The sequence below is a fragment of the Rathayibacter sp. VKM Ac-2754 genome, assembly GCF_009807095.1.
In the GTDB taxonomy this organism is placed as follows: Bacteria; Actinomycetota; Actinomycetes; order Actinomycetales; family Microbacteriaceae; genus Rathayibacter.
The window spans coordinates 1-17,925 of sequence record NZ_WUCC01000019.1 but is presented as its reverse complement, the minus strand read 5'-3'; the positions used below and the strand labels follow the sequence as shown (position 1 = coordinate 17,925).

Sequence of the window (17,925 nt, the reverse complement as noted above, 5' to 3'; positions counted from 1 at the left end):
GAGGCGTCTGCCCTCGCCTTCTGACGGACGTGGATCTCGATACGCCCGCTCCGCGGGCTACTCGATCAGCATGGGGGGGGGACGCCCGTCGGGCAGTACGAGGGGCCGGCGCGGGATAATCGGCGCACATCCCCCACCCCACTGAGGACGGTGCCCATGACCTGGCGCATGCCCGCGGAGACCGCTCCGCACGACCGCACCTGGATGACGTTCCCGGTCGCCGGCCCCTCCCTCGGCGACACCGCCGCCGAGCGCGAGGAGTGCTACGCCGCCTGGACCGCCGTCGCCCGTGCCGTGGCCGAGTTCGAGCCGGTCGCGATGGTCGTCGACCCGACCGAGACCGAGCGGGCGCGGCGGATGCTCGGCTCGACGGCCGAGCTGCTCGAGACCCCGGTCGACGAGTTCTGGATGCGCGACTTCGGCCCGACCTTCGTCGTCGACGACGAGCGGCCGGGCGTCCTCGGCGCCGTCGACTGGACCTTCAACGGCTGGGGCGACCCGGGCTGGTCCGAGTGGCGCAGGTCGGCCGAGATCGCGCGGTTCGCGAGCGCCGTCGCGGGCAGCGAGCTGGTCAGCTCGACGATGGTCAACGAGGGCGGCGGGATCCACGTCGACGGCGAGGGCACCGTGCTCCTGACCGAGACGGTGCAGCTCGACCCGCGCCGGAACCCGTACCTCGACCGCGCCCGCGTCGAGGCCGAGCTCGAGCGGACGATCGGCGCGACCCGCGCGGTCTGGCTCCCCCGCGGCCTCACCCGCGACTACGACGACTTCGGCACCAACGGCCACGTCGACATCGTCGCGACGATCCCGTCGCCCGGTCGCCTCCTCCTGCACCGGCAGGACGACCCCGCGCACCCCGACCACGCCGTGATGCGCGAGATCCGGGCGGGCCTCGAGGCGCAGACCGACGCCGCGGGGCGCGCCTTCGAGATCGTCGACGTGCCGGCGCCCGAGACGCTCCGCGACGCAGAGGGCTTCGTCGACTGGAGCTACCTCAACCACCTCGTCGTCAACGGCGGCGTCATCGCCTGCTCGTTCGGCGAGCAGCGCGCCGACGCGGCGGCGCAGGAGATCCTCGCCGAGGCGTACCCGGGGCGGAGGGTGATCGGGGTCGACGCGCGGGCGATCTTCGCGCGCGGCGGAGGCGTGCACTGCATCACCCAGCAGCAGCCGAGCGTCGGGGCGGCCGCGTGATCGACGTCGTCGAGGCCTCGATCGACGACCTCGCCGCCGCCCTCGAGAGCGGAGCGACGACCGCCGTCGAGCTGGTCACCGCCTACCTCGCGCGGATCGACGCCTACGACGCGCCGGGCACCGCCACCGCGCTGAACTCCGTCGTGGTCCGCGACCCGCGCGCGCTCGAGGAGGCCGCCGCCTCCGATGCCCGCCGCGCCGCCGGCGCCCCTCGCGGCCCCCTCGATGGCATCCCGTACACCGCGAAGGACAGCTACCTCGTCGAGGGCCTCACCGCCGCCGCCGGGAGCCCGGCCTTCGCTGAGCTGGTCGCCCAGCGCGACGCGTTCAGCATCGAGCGCCTGCGCGCGGCCGGCGCGATCTGCCTGGGGCTGACGAACATGCCTCCGATGGCCAACGGCGGGATGCAGCGCGGGCTCTACGGCCGCGCCGAGAGCCCGTACAGCGCCGAGTTCCTGGCGGCGCCGTTCGCCTCGGGCTCGTCGAACGGATCGGGCACGGCGACCGCCGCGAGCTTCGCCGCGTTCGGCCTCGGCGAGGAGACCTGGTCGAGCGGCCGCGGCCCCGCCTCGAACGGCGGTCTCTGCGCCTACACGCCCTCGCGCGGCGTGATCTCGACGCGCGGCAACTGGCCGCTGGTGCCGACGATGGACGTCGTGGTCCCGCACACCCGCACGATGGCCGACCTCTTGATCGTGCTCGACGCACTGGTCGCCGACGACGCGGAGAGCCGCGGCGACTTCTGGCGGGTGCAGCCGTGGGTCCGCCTGCCGCGGGCGTCGGAGGTGCGACCCGAGTCGTACCGCGCGCTCGCGGGGGCGTCGCTGAGGGGCCTGCGGCTGGGGGTGCCGCGGCTGTACCTCGGCACGGATCCGGAGGCGGGGACCGCGACGGAGCCGGGCATCGGGGGCCCGACCGGCCGCGCGATCACGCCGAGGGAGTCGGTGCTCGCGCTCTGGGAGGCGGCCCGCCGCGATCTCGAGGCGGCGGGGGCGACGGTCGTCGAGGTCGACTTCCCCGCGGTCTCGAACTACGAGGGCGACCGGCCGGGCGCACCGACGATCGCGACGCGCGGGCTCGTCTCTCCCGAGTACCTCCGCCGCGAGATCGTCGACCTGGCGGCGTGGGCGTGGGACGACTTCCTCGCGGCGAACGGCGACCCGCGGCTGAGCACTCTGGCCGACGTGGACGGAGCGAGGATCTTCCCGGCTCCGGAGGGTGCGCTGCCCGACAGGTACACGGGCTTCGAGGACGACATCGCCGACTACCCGGAGCACGTGCGGCGGCATCCGGTCGCGGCGATCACCGACATCCCGGAGCTGGCCGCAGGGCTGCGCGGGCTGGAGGAGACGCGTCGCGTCGACCTGGAGGAGTGGATGGCCGGACTCGGGCTGGACGCCGTCGTCTTCCCGGCGGTGGCGGACGTGGGCGCCGCCGACATGGACGTGGACGAGGCGTCGGCCGAGGCGGGCTGGCGGAACGGCGTGTGGGTCGCGAACGGCAACCTGGCGGTCCGGCATCTCGGCATCCCCACGGTCACCGTGCCGATGGGCCTCGCGGCCGACATCGGGATGCCCGTGGGGCTGACCTTCGCAGGCGCGGCCTACGACGACTCGCGCCTCCTGGCGATCGCGGCCGCCTTCGAGGCGACCGGCCGCCGCCGGGTCGAGCCGCCGCGCACCCCGCGCCTGCCGGACTGGTCCTCGCTGGTCGAGTAGCCCCGCAGGGGCGAATCGAGACCCACCACCGTCACAGGGGTGGCTCTGCACACCGCGTCTCCGGACGGTGGTGGATCTCGATACGCCGCGCTCCGCACGGCTACTCGATCAGCAGGGGGGGTGCTGGGTCACGGATGGCCCAGCAGCCCCCCGCTGCGATCAGCGGCGCGAGGCCGAGCGGCCCGCGAAGCGGGTGTAGATCAGCAGGACGATGATCGCTCCGATGATGGAGCCGATGATGCCGGCCGGCTGGAGGAAGCCGTCCATGGCGTCGCGCTGGAACAGCAGGAAGCCGAGGAAGCCGCCGACGAACGAGCCGATGATGCCGAGCACGATCGTCATGAGGATGCTGATGTTCTGGCGTCCGGGGACGATCAGACGGGCGAGCGCACCGGCGATGAGGCCGACGACGATGAGACTGATGATGAGACCGATCACGGTGGTCACCTTCCTGTAGCGCAGGGCTGACCTGCAGTTCTCGGCCCGACGGTTGCGGGGCCGATGACTACGGAACCACCCCCAGGGCGGCGCCGGTACACCCCTGGGGGTGTGGCTCCGCCGGCCGATTCTGGGGTAGCGTCCGACCATGCCCCGCACCGCGCCCCTCACCGTGGCGCTCGTGGACGACTACGACGTCGTCCTCACGGGCCTCGCGCACATGTTCGACCACTACCGCGATCGCATCCTCATCGCCGAGATCAACGCGAACACCTCGCTCTCGGACTCGATCGACATCGTGCTCTACGACTCGTTCGCGCAGCCGGAGTCGGATCACCACGAGCTCGCGGAGCTGGTGCGCAACGACCGCGCGAAGCACGTCGTCGTGTACACCTGGAACTTCCAGTCCGCGCTGATCGCGGACGCGCTCGAGCAGGGGGTGCACGGCTACCTCTCCAAGACCCTGCCCGCGCGGGAGCTCGTGGCGGCACTGGAACGCGTCGGCAGCGGCGAGATCGTCGTGAGCGACCCGCCCCGGCGCGCCGGCACCGCGCCCGGGCTCGACTGGCCCGGCCGCCACGAGGGGATCACCGACCGCGAGTCCGAGATCCTGGCGCTGATCACGCAGGGCAAGAGCAACGCCGAGGTCGCGTCGCTGACCTACCTCAGCCCCAACACGGTGAAGTCCTACATCCGCAGCGTCTACGGCAAGATCGGCGCGTCCAGTCGCACGCAGGCGGTGCTCTGGGGAGTCGACCACGGCTTCACGCCCGACCACCACCGCATCGACCACTGGCTCGGCGGGCCGTAGACCGCACGGCGCGGGTCAGTCGCCCCCGCCGCCTCCGCCGCCGCCGTCGCCCCCGGAGGAGTCGCCGCTCGAGCCGCTGTCGGAGGATCCCTGATCGTCGCCGCCGCGATCGTCCCGGCCGGTGCCCGACGACGATCCACCGTCGCCGGTCGCGGAGCCGGAGTCGCCGCGTCGACGCGGGGAGTCGGCGGTCGGCGCACCCGCGCGGGCGCGGAGGATCGCTGCGATGACGGATCCGACGATCGCGATGCCGACGACGATCGCGATCTGCTGGTCTTCCACGGCGGGCTCCCGTCTGCGTGAGCGGATTCTCAGCTCCACCGTACGGCGATCGCGCGCGATCCGCTGACCGCACCCCGCTACGGTGACCCCATGCCGAGACAGCCGACCATCCGCGACGTCGCGGTCAGGGCGGGCGTCTCGTACCAGACCGTCTCGCGCGTGCTCAACGACAGCCCGCAGCTGCGTCCGCGCACCCGGGAGCGGGTGCTCGCGGCGATCGACGACCTCGGCTTCCGCCCCAGCGCCGCCGCCCGCGCCCTCGCCACCAGCCGCTCCGGTCTGATCGGCATCCTCGCCGCCGAGAGCCACAGCTTCTACGGCACCGCCACCGCCATGGCCGCCATCGAGCAGGCCGCCCGCGACGCCGGCTACCGGGTCCCGGTGGTCAACGCCGCGCCGGATGCGGAGTCGCTGGCCGACGGTCTCGCCCACCTCCAGCGCGAGTCCGTCGAGGCGATCGTGGTCCTCGCCCCGCAGGAGCGGGCGCTCGAGGCGATCGACAGCCTCGCGATCGGAGTGCCGTTCGTCACCCTCGGCGCGTCCGGTCGCGGCGCCGATCCGCGCCTCCTGGTCGACCAGGCCGCCGGAGCCCGCCTCGCCACCGAGCACCTGCTCGCGCGGGGCCACACCCGCCTCGCGCACATCGCCGGGCCGCAGCACTGGGTCGAGGCGCACGCCCGCCTCGACGGCTTCACGACCCGGATGGCCGAGTCCGGCCTCGCCCCCGCCGCCGTGATCGCGGGCGACTGGAGCGCCGAGTCGGGCTACCGCGCCGGGCAGCGTCTCCTCGAGGAGGTGCCGGATCTGACCGCCGTCGTCGCCGGGAACGACCAGATGGCGCTCGGCCTGCTGCACGCGTGCGCCGACCGCGGCGTCCGCGTGCCGGAGGACCTCAGCGTGGTCGGCTTCGACGACGTGCCCGAGGCCGCGCACTACCAGCCGCCGCTGACGACGATCCGCCAGGACTTCGCCGAGGTCGGCCGCCGCACGATCGGCGTCGTGCTCGCCGAGCTTCGCGGCGAGACGGCCGCGGTCGACGAGCCGGTGCCGCCGGTGCTGGTGGAGCGCGCGTCGACGGCGGCGCGCAACATCGGCTGAGACTGCTCCTCGCGCACCATCGCGCGCGACGAGCAGTCTCAGCTGATGTTGTGCGCCGCGATACCCCTCGCCTAGGCTGACCCGGGGCTTTGTGAACGGTCACATCGCCCGAGCGAGGAGCACCATGGACCAGCGACGGCCCGCCCCCGCCGAGGCGATCTCGAGCGGCGCGACAGCCCTCGGCATCGAGCTCGGCTCCACCCGGATCAAGGCGTGCCTCGTCGATGCCGCCGATCCGACGATCGTTCTCGCGGTCGGCAGCCACGAGTGGGAGAACCAGCTCGTCGACCGGCGCTGGACCTACTCGCTCGACGCCGTGCACGAGGGCCTGCAGGCCGCCTACGCCGACCTCGTCGCCGACGCGCAGAAGCGCCACGGCGCGACGCTCACCACCGTCGGCGCCCTCGGCGTCTCGGCGATGATGCACGGCTACCTCGCGTTCGACGCTGCGGGCGAGCTCCTCGTCCCGTTCCGCACCTGGCGCAACACCAGCACCGGCCCCGCCTCGGCCGAGCTGACCGAGCTGTTCGGCGCGAACATCCCGCTGCGCTGGTCGCTCGCGCACCTGCACCAGGCGGTCCTCGACTCCGAGCCGCACGTCGAGCGGATCGACTTCCTCACCACGCTCGCCGGCTACGTGCACTGGAAGCTGACGGGCGAGAAGGTCCTCGGAGTCGGCGACGCATCGGGCATGGTCCCGACCGACCCCGCGACCCGCGACTACGACGAGACCGTGCTCGAGCGCTACGACGCCCGCGTCGCCGGCGCCCTGCCGCCGCTGCGCGACCTGCTGCCCGCTGTGCTCCCCGCCGGCGCCGCCGCCGGCGAGCTCACCGCCGAGGGCGCGCTGCTGCTCGACCCGACCGGCGCCCTGCAGCCCGGCGCCCCGTTCTGCCCGCCCGAGGGCGACGCCGGCACCGGCATGGTCGCGACCAACTCCGTCGCCCCGCGCACCGGCAACGTCAGCGCGGGCACCAGCATCTTCGCGATGGTCGTGCTCGAGCGGCCCCTCGAGAGCGTGCACCACGAGCTCGACCTGGTCGCGACTCCGGCGGGCGACCTCGTCGCGATGGTGCACTGCAACAACGGCGCCAGCGAGCTCGCGACCTGGGTGGGCCTGTTCTCGCGGTTCGCCGCGGCCTCGGGCGGACCCTCCGACAGCGACGCCGTCTACGGCACCCTCTTCGCGGAGGCGCTCGAGGGCGAGGCCGACGCCGGTGGGCTCCTCGCCTACAACCACCTCGCGGGCGAGCCGATCGCCGGCCTGGTGGAGGGCCGCCCGCTCGTCGTGCGCACCCCCGACTCGCGCCTCACCCTCGCGAACTTCATGCGCGCCCAGCTCTACGGCGTCTTCGGCACGCTCGCGCTCGGCATGCGCGTGCTCGCCGGCGAGGGCGTCGTCATCGACGAGATGTTCGCGCACGGCGGCATGTTCCGCACGGCCGGAGTCGCACAGCGATTCCTCGCCGGAGCGCTCGACGCGCCCGTGTCGGTCGCCGCGACCGCCTCCGAGGGCGGCCCGTGGGGCATGGCCGTGCTCGCCGCCTACCGCCTGACCGGCGAGGAAGTCGCGCTCGACGCGTACCTGACCGACCGGGTCTTCGGCGCGGGCGAGTTCGAGACGGTCGCGCCGGACGCCACCGACGTCGCCGGATTCACCGCCTACCTCGAGCGCTACCGCGCCGGCCTCGCCGTCGAGCAGACGGCCGTCGACACCCTCACCACGCAAGGAGACACCGCATGACTTTCGATCCCGCGACCGAGGAGGCGATCGCCCGCGTCCGCGAGGACGTCGCCCGCCTCCACGCCGAGCTGGTCCGCTACGGCCTCGTCATCTGGACGGGCGGCAACATCTCGGGGCGCGTTCCCGGCGCCGACCTGTTCGTGATCAAGCCGAGCGGCGTCTCGTACGACGACCTCGCTCCCGAGAACATGATCCTCTGCGACCTCGACGGAGTCGTCGTCCCGGGCAGCCTCGGCAGCGAGCGCGGACCGTCGAGCGACACCGCGGCGCACGCCTACGTGTACCGGCAGATGCCCGAGGTCGGCGGAGTCGTGCACACGCACTCCACCTACGCGACCGCCTGGGCGGCCCGCGCCGAGGCGATCCCCTGCGTCATCACCGCGATGGCCGACGAGTTCGGCGGCGAGATCCCCATCGGTCCGTTCGCCATCATCGGCGACGACTCGATCGGCCGCGGCATCGTCGCGACGCTGACCGGGCACCGCTCGCGCGCGGTCCTGATGCAGAACCACGGAGTCTTCACCATCGGCAAGGACGCGAAGGACGCCGTCAAGGCGGCCGTCATGGCCGAGGACGTCGCCCGCACCGTGCACCTCGCGCGCCAGGGCGGCGAGGTCGTCCCCATCCCGCAGGAGTCGATCGACGCCCTGTTCGACCGCTACCAGAACGTCTACGGACAGAACCCCACCGGAGCACTCTCATGAGCCGAAGCCCGATTTTCAAGAGCATCGTCCCCGACCTCGCGACCCGCACCGTCTGGTTCCTCACCGGCAGCCAGGACCTCTACGGCGAGGACACCCTCCGCCAGGTCGCCGAGCAGTCGCAGGCCGTCGTCGAGCAGCTGAACGAGTCGTCGTCGATCCCCGTCACCATCGAGTGGAAGCCGGTGCTGAAGAGCTCCGACGCGATCCGCCGCACGATGATCGAGGCCAACTCCGACGACTCCGTCGTGGGCGTCATCACCTGGATGCACACCTTCAGCCCCTCGAAGATGTGGATCCACGGCTTCGACGCGCTCGCCAAGCCGCTGCTGCACTTCCACACCCAGGCGAACGTCGCCCTGCCGTGGCAGGACATCGACTTCGACTTCATGAACCTCAACCAGGCCGCGCACGGCGACCGCGAGCACGGCTACATCCTCAGCCGGATGAGCGTGCCGCGGAAGACCGTCGTCGGCCACGCCAGCGACCCCAAGGTGACCGCGAGCATCGGAGTCTGGTCGCGCGCGGCCGCCGGCTGGTCGGCCTCGCAGGGCATGAAGGTCGCCCGCTTCGGCGACAACATGCGCAACGTCGCCGTCACCGAGGGCGACAAGACAGAGGCCGAGATCCGTCTCGGCGTCAGCGTCAACACCTGGGGCGTGAACGAGCTCGTCGAGCGCGTCGACGCCGCGACCTCCGAGCAGATCGACGCCCTCGTCGCCGAGTACGTCGAGAGCTACGACGTCGTGCCCGAACTGCTCCCCGGCGGCGAGCGCCACGAGTCGCTCCGCTACGGTGCGGCGATCGAGATCGGCCTGCGCTCGTTCCTCGAGGAGGGCGGCTTCGAGGCGTTCACCGACAGCTTCGAGGACCTCGGCGGCCTCCGCCAGCTCCCCGGCCTCGCCGTGCAGCGCCTGATGGCCGACGGCTACGGCTTCGGCGGCGAGGGCGACTGGAAGACCGCCGTCCTCATCCGCATCGCCGCTGTGATGGGCGCCGGCCTCCCCGGCGGCACCAGCCTGATGGAGGACTACACCTACGACATGACGCCCGGCGAGGAGCTCATCCTCGGCGCGCACATGCTCGAGGTGTCGCCGTCGCTGTCGTCGGAGCGCGCCACGCTCGAGATCCACCCGCTGGGCATCGGCGGCCGCGAGGACCCGGTGCGCCTGGTCTTCACCGCCGACGCGGGCGACGCGGTCGTCGTCGCCCTGAGCGACGTGCGCGAGCGCTTCCGCCTGGTCGCCAACAAGGTGACGACGGTCGTGCCGCCGCAGACGCTGCCGCACCTCCCGGTCGGCCGCGCCGTCTGGCAGCCGGCTCCCGACTTCGGCACCAGCGCCGCCGCGTGGATCACCGCGGGCGCCGCGCACCACACGGTGATGACCACGCAGATCGGCCTGGAGGCGTGGGAGGACTTCGCCCGCATCGCCGGCGTCGAGCTGCTCGTCATCGACGAGTCGACGACGCTGCGCGGCTTCGAGGCCGACATCCGCTCGAACGCGGCGTACTACCGCCTGGCGCAGGGCCTGTAGGCGCCGTGACGGTCTGCACCCGACGAGGGCTGCAGGCCGTCACGGCCCCACTGCAGTCGCTCGAAGCAGCGCGCCGCGATCCGCGCCAGCGGTGTGGAGCCGCCGTTCGACGAGTACCGTTGACGTAATCGTTCAGCCCGCCCGGATCAACCGGTGCGGGCTGGATTTCTTTCCGGGGGCGCGGCGGGAGAACCCGTGGCAGCGTCACTCAAGGCGTACACGACGATCGATCAGCAGATCCGGATCCTCGTCCGTCGCGGAATGCTCATCGATGTCGACGCCGAACGCTGGCTCCGATCGGTCACCTACTACCGGCTGAGCGGCTACCTGTTCAGCTACCGACGAACGGATCCCGTCGGCGGACGACAGCAGCGCTCCGATTCCTTCGTTCCCGGAACACCGCTCTCACAGGTCGTCGCTCTCTACGAGTTCGATCGCATTCTGCGCGCTCGGGTCCACGACGGTCTCGGCATGGTCGAGGTGGCGGTTCGACGAGGGCTGGCTGATGCGCTGGGCAGGGAAGGACCCGTGGCGTATCAGGACCCGAGTCGTTTCAGGACCGGCTTCGATCACGGAGCGTGGCTCGAGCGGGCGAACCGGCGCGTCGACCGAGTCGCCCGACGGTCGGACTCGATCAGGCACCATCTCGAGAAGTACGGTGGTGACGTGCCCCTCTGGGTGCTGGTCGACGTACTCGACTTCGCCGACCTGTCGCTGCTCTTCGCGGGGGCGCGGGCATCGGATCAATGGGCCGTCGCGGACGACCTCGGCCTGATCGTCGACCTCGAAGCACTGAACGGCAATCAGAGGGCGAAGGCCGCCAGACGTCATCCGCTCGTCAACTGGCTCGAACAGCTGACGCTCGTGCGGAACATCTGCGCTCATCACGCGCGACTGTGGAATCGGACCGTGATCCCCGCCGGGACGGCAGCGATGCGGACAGTCCCCGGCCTCGAGTCCCTGCCTCACAGCCAGAGCGAGGGCGTGTTCGGGCGCTCTCTGCGTCGTCGCGAGGGCTCTGGAGACGGTCTCCCCGGCTTCCGACTGGGCCCGCGGGATCTCGGTGCTCGTCGCCACCCACCTCGAGGCCACGGCAGGTCGGGCGGCGTCCGAGATGGGGTTCCCCTCGGGATGGCGGGGAGACCCGCTCTGGATGTCGCAGCACGACCAAGGGCGAAGGCCCGGATCCGTCGCATTCTCGGCGGTTCCGGGCCTTCGGCCTTACTCATGAGGCTCTCGGCCGGAAGACTCAGGCCTCCGTGTCGACCAGCGCGTCCAGCGTGGCGAGGTCCTCGGGCGAGATCGTGAAGTCGACGTCGGCGTTCTCGGCGATGCGCGAGGGCGTGGTCGACTTCGGCAGCGGCAGCACGTCCTTCTCGAGCAGGTAGCGGATGCACAGCTGCGCGACGGACTTGCCGTAGCCCGCGGCGATCCCCGCGATGTCGGAGTTCTCGAGCAGACCGCCGGTGGCCAGCGGCGAGTAGCCCTCGACGAGGATCCCGGCCTCGCGGCAGTACGCCGTCGTCTCGTCCTGGGTGTTGCCGACGAACCAGCGGATCTGGTTGGCGTGCGGCACGACGTCGGTCGCGTCGATCAGCGACTCGAGGTCGGCGACGGCGAAGTTCGAGACGCCGATCGCGCGCGAGCGCTTCGCCTCGTAGATCTCCTCCATCGCCGACCACGCGGCGATGTTGCCGTCGCGGTGGTCCGAGCCCATGTCCGACCAGGGCCACGGCGCGTGAATGAGGTAGAGGTCGACGTAGTCGAGCTCGAGCGCGGCCATCGTGGTCTCGAAGCTGGCCTTCGCGCCCTCGTAGTCCTTGACCTCGGCGGGCAGCTTGGTCGTGACGAAGACCTCGTCGCGGGGCACGCCGCTGTCGCGGAGGGCGCGGGCGACACTCGCCTCGTTGCCGTAGGCGCGGGCCGTGTCGAGGTGGCGGTAGCCGGCCTGGAGGGCCGTGGTCACCGCGTCGTAGGCGTCGGGTCCGTCCTCGATCTGCCAGGTGCCGAATCCGATCTTCGGGATCGTGACGCCGTTGGACAGGGTGAAGGTGTCGGTCAGTGCGGGCATGTCTCTCCTCGAGGCGTGGTCGCCGCGCGTCGTCACGCGGAAGCTACTGCCACGCTAGGGCGCCGCGCTCGGCGGCGGAGGGGACTTGCGGATCGGCGCTAGCCCGCGACGAGGCCGACGACCAGCGCGATCGCGACGACGACCCCGGCGACGCCTCCGATCGCCCGCCACCGCGTCTCGCCGGCGGCGACGACGAGCGTGGTGCCCAGGGTGACCGCGAGCACTCCGAAGGGCAGCATCACGGCGAACGTCAGCCCGAGCGAGCTGCCGGAGCCGAACGGCGCGGTGGCGAGCGCGGACACGAGCGCGAGGAGGGCGACCAGCACCGGCGCCACTAGCGGGGCGACGACCCGCGGCGCCCCGAGCGAGCGCTGGGCGGCGACGGCGGACCCGCCCGCGAGTGCGCCGACCACGGCGGCGAGGGCGATCGCGATCCAGCCCGACGCCGGTGCGCGCCCGTCCATGCCCCACCCGATGACGGAGGCGAGGTACAGCAGCGCGATCACGGCCGCGCTGACCAGGCCGATCACGGCGCCCGGTCGGGCGATGCGGAGGAGGCGTCGCTGCCGCGGCACGGCGCTAGAACCGCGAGGCGACGTCGTAGAGCACCTCGTCGTCGCCCGCGTAGATGCCCTCGGCGCGGGGCCAGTGCGAGATCACGTCGGTGAAGCCGAGCTCCTCCGCCCGCCCGACCATGTCGTCGAAGCGGGCGACGCTCTCGAGCGAGAAGTGCGGGCCGGAGTCGAGCGAGAGGTGCCGCTCGAGCGAGCGGGGGTCGCGGCCCGCCGCCTCCAGAGCGCCGTCGAGTCGGCCGCCGAGCTCGGCGACGGCGGCCCACCACTCGTCGGCGGTCCGGCCCTCGGGCCCGGTGGTGACCCAGCCCTGCGCGCGCTCGGCGACGAGGGCGAGCCCCTTCGGGCCGTTGGCGGCGAGCACGAACGGCAGGCGCGGTCGCTGCACGGGCTCGCCGACCATCCGGGCGCCGCGGGCGGTGAACCAGGTGCCGTCGATGTCGAAGCCACCCGAGCCCGGAGTCTCGTGCCGGAGCAGCGCGTCGAGCGCCGAGACGAACTCGACGTAGCGCTCGTGGCGCTCCCGCGCGGTGTACACGGGCTGCCCGAGCACGGTTGCATCGAAGCCGGTGCCGCCCGACCCGACGCCGAGGACGAAGCGGCCGCCCGAGATGTCGTCGAGGGTCGCGAGCTCCTTCGCGAACGGCACCGGGTGCCGGAAGTTCGGCGAGGCCACGAAAGTGCCCAGCCGGATCGTCTCGGTGACGACGGCCGCGGCGGTGAGCGTCGGGATCGTCGCGTGCCAGACCTGATCGGCGAGCGAGCGCCACGAGAGGTGGTCGTAGGTCCACGCGTGATCGAAGCCGAGCCCCTCGGCCGACTGCCACTTGCGGCGGGCCGTGGTCCAGGGTTCCTGCGGGAGGATGACGATGCCGTGGCGCATCGTCCGAGTGTAGGAGACGGCCCGCCGGCGTCGGGCCGAGCCCGCGTCCGAGATCCGCCGGGCCACCGTGCGCAGCGCCGAGCGCACGGCCCGCGCCGCCTCGTCGAGGGTGCCGGCGGAGGCGAGGCGGAGCGAGCGTCGGATCCACGGCACCCCGTCGACGGGAAACCCGCCGACGAGCCAGTCCTCGCCCGCCAGATCCTCGACCGCGAGCCGCTCGGCGTGCGCGAAGCGGTGCCGCTCACCGACCGCGACGTGCAGCGATCCCGACGGGAGCGCCTCGCTCCCGAGACCCGAGAGGCCGTGCTCGTCGGGGTCGGTGGCGGGGTCGCGCCACCGACCCGGGCAGGTTCCCGTAGCCGTTGCCCAGCTGCATGCCGATGAGCATCCTCCGATCCACGAGGGTGTCCTCTTCTTCCGCGGATGCCCGGGATGCTGGACCTCGGGCCGTAAAGGGAGATACTCTCCATTTATCGTCACGATACGGAGAGTGTCTCCGTTCCGTCGAGCGAAGGGACGGACGCATGCCCGAGGCTCCGCACATGCCCGAGGCTCCCGGAGACCGACCGCGCGGAGCGCGATCCGACGCTCGTCGCAACAGGACCCACATCCTGGGCGTGGCCGAGGAGTACTTCACCGAGCACGGAGTGACCGGCTCCCTCGACGCGATCGCGAAACGGGCCGGCGTCGGCGCAGGCACGCTGTACCGCCACTTCCCGACCCGCGAGGCTCTGCTCGCCGAGCTGCTCGCGGCTCGCGACGAGACGCTCGTCGCCCAGCGGGACCGCCTGCGCGATCCCTCGGTCGGCTCCGCTGACGCGCTGAACGGCTGGCTCGACGCGGTCGCGGAGTGGGCCGGCGCGTTCGACGGCCTCCCGGAGCCGCTTCGCGCAGCGACGAGTTCGACGTCGTCTCCCTTGGCGATGACGTGCCAGGGGTTCGTCACGACCACGGAGGAGTTCCTCGGCGCCGCCCAGAGGGAGGGCACTGCCCGCGAGGACGTCCGGGCACGCGACCTCTTCCTCGCGGCGCTCGCCACGAGCTGGGTCCGGGGTGCGGCCCTCGCCGACGACTCCTCCGGCGCGGCCCTCTCCGCTCTCATCAGGAACGGGTGGGAATCCACCCCACCGAGCCGTCCGTCCGGCGACGCCGGCCGGACCATCACCGACATCGAAGGACAGCAGACATGAATCGCATCGGGATCATCGGCAGCGGATCGATCGGAGCCGCGGTGGCCCGCCTCGCGCTCGCGGCCGACTACGAGGTCGTCATCGCCAACTCACGCGGACCGGAGTCGCTCGGCGACCTCGTCGAGGAGCTCGGACCCCGGGCCCGGGCCGGGGACGTCCGCGCGGCGGTCGAGTTCGGGGCCGTCCCGGTCCTCGCAGTGCCGCTCGCCGCCTACCCTGCTCTGCCCGCCGACGTCCTCGCGGGCCGGACGATCCTCTCCACCGGGAACTACTACCCCCACCGCGACGGCCGGATCGAGCAGCTCGACTCGCTCGAGAGCACGACCGCCGAGTACGAGCAGTCGCTCCTCCCCGGCACGGTCGTCGTCAAGGCGTTCACCAACATCCTCTTCACCCATATCCCGAACCTCGCCCACTCCGACCCGCGCACCGCTCTGGCGATCTCCGGGAACGACAGCGACGCGAAGGCCCGGGTGTCCACGATCGTCGACGCCCTCGGCTTCGACCCGTACGACGCGGGCACCCTCGCGGAGTCGTGGCGCACCGAGCCGGAGTCGGGCGCCTACACGCAGATCTACGTCGCGGACCTGGAGCTGTTCACCCGCGACTACCTCGCCGACCCCGGTGCGCCGCTGACTGCGGACCGTCTCGCTGCGCTCATCGCCGCCTCCCACCGCGCGGACGTCCGGGCCCGGCAGTTCTGAGCCGGCGCGCCTCCCCTCGAGCAGCGCAGCGGATCACCGACCACCGGCCACCCCGCGGCCCGGTCGAGTGCGGCGAGGTCCTCGTCCGACAGGTCCAGGCGGCGCCGGCGATGTTCTCGCCCAGATGAGCCGCGGAGGACGCTTCCGGGGTGAGGGAGATGTGCCACTGTCATCACGACAGCGAGCGGCGCCGGCGTGCAGCCGGCCCGGGACCTCGGGGCCGACACCGTCATCGACCAGACCGCGGACGACTTCGCCGCCCACGGCATCCGCGGCGTCCGCCAGGCCCAGCAGTCGGCCGACGTCCTCGAGCGCCTCACCGGCTACCTCGCCGACGGCGTCATCACGGCGAGGGTCGGAGCGACGTTCCCGCTCGGCGAGATCGCCTCGGCGTTCGAGGCGCTCGAGAACCGCACCGTCCGCGGCACGGTCGTCGTCACGCCCTGACCCGCGCGTCCCGGCCGACCCGTGCCTACGCTGTCGCCATGAGCGCAGCACTTGACCAGGGCCCCTTCTTCCACGGGACGAAGGCCGATCTGCGGGTCGGCGACCTCCTCACGCCCGGCTTCCGCTCGAACTACCGGCCCGAGATCGTGATGAATCACGTCTACTTCACGGCAGTCGCCGACGGCGCCGGCCTCGCGGCCGAGCTCGCACCAGGAACCGCCGAGCCGCGGGTCTACGCCGTCGAGCCCACCGGCGCCTTCGAGGACGACCCGAACGTCACCGGCAAGAAGTTCCCGGGCAACCCGACCCGCTCGTACCGCAGCGCCGAGCCCCTCCGCATCGTCGGCGAGGTCACCGACTGGACGCGCCTCACTCCGGAGGCACTGCGCACCTGGCACGAGCGGCTGGCTGCCCTGCGCGCCGACGAGCGGGGGGAGATCATCAACTGACGGCGCGTCAGCCCCTCAGGCCGAGCGCTCCTCGTCGTACGTCTCCCACGAGGCGGCGACCTGGCCGAAGTGCTCGATCGACCAGCGCTCGAGCGCCTTCAGCGGCTCCTGCAGCGTGCGACCGGCGGCGGTGAGCTCGTACTCGACGCGAGGAGGCACCTCGGCGTAGACGGTGCGGGTCACCAGGCCGTCGCGCTCGAGGCCGCGGAGGGTCTGGGTCAGCATCTTCTGCGAGACGCCCTCCACGATGCGGCGGATCGCGGAGAAGCGAAGCGGCCCATCGCCGAGCGCACCGACGACGAGGACCGTCCAACGGTCGCCGATGCGATCGAGGAGGCGACGGCTCGGGCAGCCCGCCGCGTACGGGTCGAGATCGGGCCGGTCGATGGCGGGCATGGTTTCCAAGAAGTGCCTACTTCCGATTGGTGACTATCGGACCTAGCGTAGCCCTGCACCACCCGCACCGCACGCTTGAAGGAGCACGCACATGACCCGCATCACCATCGTCGGAGGCACCGGCTACACCGGCAGCGCCATCGCCCGCGAGGCCTTCTCCCGCGGCCTCGAGGTCACCTCGTTCAGCCGCTCCGTCGCCGAGGGCGACGCCCGCATCGACGGCGTCGCCTACGAGACCGGCTCGCTCACCGACCCCGCCGTCCGCTCCCGCGCGATCGAGGGCGCCGACGTCCTCGTCAGCACCCTCTCGCCTCGCGGCAAGCTCGACGGACGCATCGTCGAGGTCGACCGCGAGCTCGCCGCCCTCGCCGACGCGAAGGGCGCCCGCTTCATCGTGGTCGGCGGCTTCAGCTCGCTCCGCCCCGCCGAGGGCGCGCCTCGTTTCGCCGAGGGCGACGACATCCCGCCGCAGTTCGCCGCCGAGGCGAAGCAGATGAACGAGGTCCTGAGCGAGCTGCTCGCCTCGCCGGAGTCGCTCGACTTCGTCTTCCTCTCCCCTGCCCAGCAGTACGGCGCCTACGCGCCCGGCGAGGCCACCGGTCGCTACCGCGTGGGCGGCGACGTCGCGTTCTTCGACGCCGACGGAGCTTCGGCCCTCAGCGGAGCCGACTTCGCGCTCGCGATCGTCGACGAGATCGAGCGCCCGTCGCACCGCCGCGCGCACGTCTCCGTCGCGTACTGAGCCGTCGCGTACCGCGCCGTGCCCTCCGCCCTCATCGTCGGACTCGACCCCGCCCTGTTGACCGACCCGGACCTCGACGTGAACGAGCGCCGCGTGCGCGCGAGCATGGACGCGGCGGTCCAGTCGCTCCGCGGCGACGGGATCGCGGCCGAGCTGTTCCTCCTCCGCGCACCCGTGGCCGAGGTCGCCGACGAGCTGCGCGCCGAGGTGCTCGAGCGCACGCCGGACGCCGTGATGATCGGCGCCGGGGTCCGCCTCGAGCCCTCGCTCTCGTGGCTCCTCGAGGTGCTCGTGAACGCCGTCGTCGAGGACGCACCCGGCGCGAAGCTCTGCTTCAACGAGGATCCGGAGGCGATGGCGACGGCCGTGCGCCGCGTCCTGCCCTCGGCTACGGTCGCAGGATGACCGGGACCCCGCCCCTGGAGACTCCGCCTCTGTCCCAGCGGTACTTCGACGACTACGTGCCCGGTCTCGCGGCCGTGTCCGCACCGGTCGAGGTGACGGAGGCGGCGATCGTCGCCTTCGCGACCGCCTTCGACCCCCACGCGATGCACGTCGATCCGGAGGCGGCCCGCGGGGGCGAGTTCGGCGGGCTGATAGCGAGCGGCTGGCACACGACCGCGCTGATGATGCGACTACTCGTCGACACGTTCCTCAACCCCGCGGCGAGCATCGCGTCGCCCGGAGTCGACGAGCTGCGCTGGCACCGTCCGGTGCGCCCCGGCGACGTGCTGCGCGGCCGGTTCTCGGTGCTCTCGGCGACGCCCTCGCGCTCCAAGCCCGACCGGGGGCTGGTGCGGATCGGCATCGAGCTCGTCAACCAGGACGAGGAGCTCGTGATGTCGCAGACCATGCTCGTGCTGCAGCGCCGCCGGCCCGCGGTCGGCGGCGGCTGATCGACGCAGGTCCGGGAAAGTCCGCAGCGCGCCGCGAGAGACCTCTGCGAT

At 72.3% G+C, this 17,925-nt stretch carries 21 protein-coding genes; 15 read left to right on the top strand and 6 right to left on the bottom strand.

Translation table 11 applies throughout. The annotated features are described in order from the left end of the window. Positions 1 to 156: 156 nt before the first annotated feature. Positions 157 to 1,197, top strand: coding sequence for an agmatine deiminase family protein (locus tag GRS92_RS18545; protein ID WP_159859797.1), 1,041 nt, complete (start codon positions 157 to 159; stop codon positions 1,195 to 1,197). Next, positions 1,194 to 2,915: an amidase gene (locus GRS92_RS18540; protein ID WP_159859794.1), complete on the top strand. Its 1,722-nt coding sequence runs from the start codon at positions 1,194 to 1,196 to the stop codon at positions 2,913 to 2,915. Before GRS92_RS18545 ends, GRS92_RS18540 begins: the two co-directional genes overlap by 4 nt. A 159-nt stretch (positions 2,916 to 3,074) precedes the next feature. Here the strand turns inward: GRS92_RS18540 and GRS92_RS18535 are convergent, their stop codons facing one another. Then, positions 3,075 to 3,353, bottom strand: coding sequence for a GlsB/YeaQ/YmgE family stress response membrane protein (locus GRS92_RS18535; protein WP_159859791.1), 279 nt, complete (start codon positions 3,351 to 3,353; stop codon positions 3,075 to 3,077). 148 nt (positions 3,354 to 3,501) lie between these two features. Here GRS92_RS18535 and GRS92_RS18530 point away from each other — a divergent pair, with 148 nt between their 5' ends. Then, on the top strand, positions 3,502 to 4,164 hold the full coding sequence (locus GRS92_RS18530) for a response regulator transcription factor (RefSeq protein WP_159859788.1): 663 nt from the start codon (positions 3,502 to 3,504) through the stop codon (positions 4,162 to 4,164). Between the two features lie 15 nt (positions 4,165 to 4,179). Here GRS92_RS18530 and GRS92_RS18525 read toward each other — a convergent pair whose 3' ends face one another. Then, positions 4,180 to 4,446 carry a hypothetical protein gene (locus GRS92_RS18525; protein ID WP_159859785.1) on the bottom strand — a complete coding sequence of 89 codons (267 nt, stop codon included), beginning with the start codon at positions 4,444 to 4,446 and terminating at the stop codon, positions 4,180 to 4,182. A gap of 90 nt (positions 4,447 to 4,536) precedes the next feature. On the opposite strand from GRS92_RS18525, the gene GRS92_RS18520 reads away from it, so the two are divergent. The 5 genes from GRS92_RS18520 to GRS92_RS19240 all read left to right on the top strand — a co-directional run bounded on the left by GRS92_RS18520 (position 4,537) and on the right by GRS92_RS19240 (position 10,832). Beyond that, on the top strand, positions 4,537 to 5,544 hold the full coding sequence (locus tag GRS92_RS18520) for a LacI family DNA-binding transcriptional regulator (RefSeq protein ID WP_159859782.1): 1,008 nt from the start codon (positions 4,537 to 4,539) through the stop codon (positions 5,542 to 5,544). 124 nt (positions 5,545 to 5,668) lie between these two features. Further along, positions 5,669 to 7,288, top strand: coding sequence for a xylulokinase (locus tag GRS92_RS18515; RefSeq protein ID WP_159859779.1), 1,620 nt, complete (start codon positions 5,669 to 5,671; stop codon positions 7,286 to 7,288). Further along, positions 7,285 to 7,992 (top strand): L-ribulose-5-phosphate 4-epimerase, encoded by a 708-nt coding sequence (locus tag GRS92_RS18510; protein WP_159859776.1) that lies wholly within the window; start codon positions 7,285 to 7,287, stop codon positions 7,990 to 7,992. The genes GRS92_RS18515 and GRS92_RS18510 overlap by 4 nt, the downstream gene beginning before the upstream one ends. Next, on the top strand, positions 7,989 to 9,524 hold the full coding sequence (gene araA, locus GRS92_RS18505) for an L-arabinose isomerase (protein ID WP_159859773.1): 1,536 nt from the start codon (positions 7,989 to 7,991) through the stop codon (positions 9,522 to 9,524). The genes GRS92_RS18510 and araA overlap by 4 nt, the downstream gene beginning before the upstream one ends. A 261-nt stretch (positions 9,525 to 9,785) precedes the next feature. Then, complete coding sequence (locus tag GRS92_RS19240) at positions 9,786 to 10,832, top strand: Abi family protein (protein ID WP_442966250.1); 1,047 nt, start codon at positions 9,786 to 9,788, stop codon at positions 10,830 to 10,832. Here GRS92_RS19240 and GRS92_RS18495 read toward each other — a convergent pair. The 3 genes from GRS92_RS18495 to GRS92_RS19080 all read right to left on the bottom strand — a co-directional run bounded on the left by GRS92_RS18495 (position 10,774) and on the right by GRS92_RS19080 (position 13,530). Beyond that, positions 10,774 to 11,595, bottom strand: a complete 822-nt coding sequence (locus GRS92_RS18495) for an aldo/keto reductase (RefSeq protein ID WP_159859767.1) — start codon at positions 11,593 to 11,595, stop codon at positions 10,774 to 10,776. The genes GRS92_RS19240 and GRS92_RS18495 overlap by 59 nt on opposite strands. Positions 11,596 to 11,693: 98 nt before the next feature. Beyond that, entirely contained in the window at positions 11,694 to 12,170 is a 477-nt protein-coding gene (locus tag GRS92_RS18490) for a hypothetical protein (protein ID WP_159859764.1), read from the bottom strand. A 4-nt stretch (positions 12,171 to 12,174) separates the two neighbouring features. Next, positions 12,175 to 13,530, bottom strand: coding sequence for an LLM class flavin-dependent oxidoreductase (locus GRS92_RS19080; RefSeq protein WP_235022125.1), 1,356 nt, complete (start codon positions 13,528 to 13,530; stop codon positions 12,175 to 12,177). Between the two features lie 62 nt (positions 13,531 to 13,592). Here GRS92_RS19080 and GRS92_RS18480 point away from each other — a divergent pair, with 62 nt between their 5' ends. The 4 genes from GRS92_RS18480 to arr all read left to right on the top strand — a co-directional run bounded on the left by GRS92_RS18480 (position 13,593) and on the right by arr (position 15,840). Then, positions 13,593 to 14,240 carry a TetR/AcrR family transcriptional regulator gene (locus GRS92_RS18480; protein WP_159859799.1) on the top strand — a complete coding sequence of 216 codons (648 nt, stop codon included), beginning with the start codon at positions 13,593 to 13,595 and terminating at the stop codon, positions 14,238 to 14,240. Next, positions 14,237 to 14,944: an NADPH-dependent F420 reductase gene (locus GRS92_RS18475; RefSeq protein WP_159859761.1), complete on the top strand. Its 708-nt coding sequence runs from the start codon at positions 14,237 to 14,239 to the stop codon at positions 14,942 to 14,944. Before GRS92_RS18480 ends, GRS92_RS18475 begins: the two co-directional genes overlap by 4 nt. Before the next feature lie 195 nt (positions 14,945 to 15,139). Continuing rightward, complete coding sequence (locus GRS92_RS18470) at positions 15,140 to 15,391, top strand: zinc-binding dehydrogenase (protein WP_159859758.1); 252 nt, start codon at positions 15,140 to 15,142, stop codon at positions 15,389 to 15,391. 38 nt (positions 15,392 to 15,429) lie between these two features. Next, positions 15,430 to 15,840 (top strand): NAD(+)--rifampin ADP-ribosyltransferase, encoded by a 411-nt coding sequence (arr, locus tag GRS92_RS18465; protein ID WP_159859755.1) that lies wholly within the window; start codon positions 15,430 to 15,432, stop codon positions 15,838 to 15,840. Positions 15,841 to 15,855: 15 nt separating this feature from the next. Here the strand turns inward: arr and GRS92_RS18460 are convergent, their stop codons facing one another. Beyond that, positions 15,856 to 16,236: a winged helix-turn-helix transcriptional regulator gene (locus GRS92_RS18460; RefSeq protein ID WP_159859752.1), complete on the bottom strand. Its 381-nt coding sequence runs from the start codon at positions 16,234 to 16,236 to the stop codon at positions 15,856 to 15,858. A 91-nt stretch (positions 16,237 to 16,327) separates the two neighbouring features. On the opposite strand from GRS92_RS18460, the gene GRS92_RS18455 reads away from it, so the two are divergent. The 3 genes from GRS92_RS18455 to GRS92_RS18445 are packed head-to-tail and all read left to right on the top strand — an operon-like array spanning position 16,328 to position 17,874. Then, entirely contained in the window at positions 16,328 to 16,978 is a 651-nt protein-coding gene (locus GRS92_RS18455; protein WP_159859749.1) for an NAD(P)-dependent oxidoreductase, read from the top strand. Positions 16,979 to 16,996: 18 nt separating this feature from the next. Continuing rightward, entirely contained in the window at positions 16,997 to 17,383 is a 387-nt protein-coding gene (locus GRS92_RS18450) for a hypothetical protein (RefSeq protein WP_159859746.1), read from the top strand. Continuing rightward, positions 17,380 to 17,874, top strand: a complete 495-nt coding sequence (locus tag GRS92_RS18445; protein ID WP_159859743.1) for a MaoC family dehydratase — start codon at positions 17,380 to 17,382, stop codon at positions 17,872 to 17,874. The genes GRS92_RS18450 and GRS92_RS18445 overlap by 4 nt, the downstream gene beginning before the upstream one ends. The last annotated feature ends 51 nt before the right edge of the window (positions 17,875 to 17,925 follow it).